This is a genomic window from Paracoccus sp. PAMC 22219 (assembly GCF_000787695.1).
In the GTDB taxonomy this organism is placed as follows: domain Bacteria; phylum Pseudomonadota; class Alphaproteobacteria; order Rhodobacterales; family Rhodobacteraceae; genus Paracoccus.
This window is the reverse complement of sequence record NZ_BBPH01000169.1, coordinates 1-2886: the sequence shown is the minus strand read 5'-3', so window position 1 is coordinate 2886 and position 2886 is coordinate 1. Positions and strand designations below refer to the sequence as shown.

Here is a 2886-nt window from a genome sequence, read left to right as displayed (position 1 = left end):
CGGCGGCGGCCGGGGCTGAGTAGTGAGTAAATCGTTTCTGGAAACGGCAATGCGTTAGCGCTTCGCATTTGATAACCACCAGCGCTACACAGCCGTCTTCCAAGGAAAGCGCGGCACTTAGGCTGGACCTGTCATCAAGCACCTTCGGTAAGTCGTGAGTTGTCACAGTACCCTATAGAGGGACTGGCTTTGAGAGACCTATGATCATCTTATGGGGTAGTGGAGCTCGATCGAACGAACTGCATCAACTGCGCGCGGCTAACAGGCTTTGAAAAAAACGCTATGCCGCTCGGACTATATGTGTCCAGAAAATCGTCCTGCGTATATCCGGACATCAGCGCAATCCGGACATCAGGTCGCATAATCGAGATGGAGCGGGCAAGCTCTACGCCATTTTCTCCGGGCATGACCACGTCGCTGATAACGATATCAAGATCAGCTTCTCTCATGATGATGTCCCGAGCTTCACCCCCATTGCTGGCGATAAGCGTCGAACACCCGAGGGAGTTGAGCATTCTCGCGATAACCTGCGATACAGCCGGCGTATCGTCGACCACCAGGGCCTTGAGCTTTCTGATGCGCTCCAAGGAGCTTTCAGGATCTCGGGTATCTGGATCGCGTGTATCGACTGGCGACACCGCAAAGAACATGGCAACGGTCGTGCCCTCACCGACCGCACTGGAGAGCGTAACAAAGCCCCCTATCTGCTCTAAATAGCCGCGGACACGTGACAAACCCAAGCCTGATCCTTGGCCTACACTGCGGGTCGTGAAGAAGGGTTCGAAGACATGCTGGCGAAGCTGGTCCGGAATTCCGCAGCCGGTGTCTTCTACCGCAAGTCGCACCCATGTCTGAGATCCTTCTCCGTTAGGATTGGAATGCTGGCTGGCATCCAGTCTGATCCGTATCGTGCCATTCCCAATGATGGATTCACGGGCGTTGATCACCACATTGAGCAAGCAACTTTCGGCCATCGCCGTGTCGATCAGAACAGGTGGCAAGGCCTCCGAGATGATGATTTCCAACGTGATGCGAGATGGTATTGCACGCTGGACGAGTGGTACCAGTGAACGCATGAAGGTGCCGAGATCGGCGGTCTGCGGTTTCAGCCGGGATTTGCCTGCGAATGCCAATAGACTGTCATTTAGGGCCTTGCCGCGCATGACGGCATCACGCGCCTCCCCGACCAAGATCGCTGCTTCCTGTTTATTGTCAGTAAGTTCAAGCAGTTCGATGTTCCCCAAAATGACGGCCAGTAGATTATTGAAGTCGTGGCTGACCCCTCCCGCCATCTGACCGATCAACGCAAGTCTCTCGCTGCGGTGACGCTCCTCATTCATGCGACGTCTTTCGGTCACATCATCCATAATGATGACCGCGTGCGCGCAGTGATTGTTGGTTCCGGTCAATGGAACGGCGACACCGTCGAAGATCTGCTCGTGTCCAAACCTGTCAAGAATGAGCTCGAATTCACACAGATCCAAGCTGACAAGAGAGTTCTGGATCGCACTCAGCTCAGGAGAGAACGTCGCGTTCCTAGTAATCCTGCCAAATTCCTGCCCGACTAAGAAATGATGACCTGTCTTCCAGAGGGTCGAGACGGCTTTGTTGGCATACGTAATAAGCCAAGAGGTAATATCGTCGGTGTGACGCTCAAGCAGGATTGCTCCCGAGTTCATGGCATCAATAGCTGTCCTGAATAACCGGAGATCGCGCTGCTCCCCCACCTCTTGCGTTACGTCGCTAAAGTGAACGGCGATACCAGTCTGCGCCGGATGAACGGAGATGTCGAACCAAGCCTCCAAAGGTTGGAAATATGTCTGGATGGATTGCGACGTACCCGTGTCCTTGACGCGGGGATATGTCTCTTCGATGATCGAACCGCGCGTGCCTGGAAACTCGTCCCAGATGGAGCATCCTACGATATCTTCGGCGTTCCGGCGCATGAGTTGCTCAGAGGCCGCGTTAACGAAGCTGAAACGCCATTCGCTATCTAGCAGAAAAAAACCATCTGGCATCGTGCGCAAAACGAACGCCAGTTCCGCTTGCGCACGCTCCTGATCGTCAACGGCACGACGCTCTCGCGTGATATCCTGAAATGCGCCCTGAAGTGCGACAACCCGCCCTTCGTTGACCAAGGCCTCACCGATAGTCCGGGCCCAGAACATTCTGCCGGTGACAGAACGGCACTGGACATCCAGATTCCAAGGCGCACCCTCACTCAGACATCGCTGAACCGCCTTTGAAACGCGCTCACGACTGCTGCCGACATAGAAAGATAGCGCCACCTCAAGTGTCAGCTCCGTATCTTCAGAAAGAGCAAACAGCTCGTAGAGAAGTGGCGTCCATTCCACGACATCCTCATCAAGCCGATAACTCCAGGCACCGGTCCGGCTTGCAGCGCAAGCGCCCCGAAGAAGACGAAGTTCATCACGATGATCCATGGAGTTCCTACTGAGCCATCGGCATTATTATAATCAATTCTATCAATAATTTATTACAATTCAGGGTCCTCGGCGGCACCGCAGCCACCTTAGATCTAAAGCAGTGATCTGAACCAGAAGATCCAGATCATGCATCCTGATCAAGGAGAAGATCAATTGATTTCACCCTCGGGTTGATGGAAGGCGTCAATTTGTCTAACCTTATGGGAGCTGGTGCCTTGCCGCCAGTGCCGCGTCACGGACATCCGCGTTCGGAACAGCCACCAAACAAGGGACTTATGACGATCATAGACCGAGAGAGAAACATGGACACAGGCGTAAATGAAGCACCCTCGCTTGGTATGCTCTGCGGACGTCCGAATGTCCGATAGTGGCGGATCGGAAAAAGACGTCGGCCATGCGCCCAGGCATAAGGCAACAAGCGACCCATCGAAACCACTGA

1 protein-coding gene is annotated in these 2886 nt (G+C 54.1%); it reads right to left on the bottom strand.

What is annotated here, in order from left to right:
* Window positions 1-209: 209 nt before the first annotated feature.
* Window positions 210-2444 carry a PAS domain-containing sensor histidine kinase gene (locus TY51_RS16775; protein WP_081995193.1) on the bottom strand — a complete coding sequence of 745 codons (2235 nt, stop codon included), beginning with the start codon at window positions 2442-2444 and terminating at the stop codon, window positions 210-212.
* Window positions 2445-2886: the final 442 nt, after the last annotated feature.

Bases quoted from the DNA above. Each gene is read 5' to 3' on its own strand.
- TY51_RS16775 (WP_081995193.1), bottom strand. From the start codon at position 2,444: ATGGATCATCGTGATGAACTTCGTCTTCTTCGGGGCGCTTGCGCTGCA.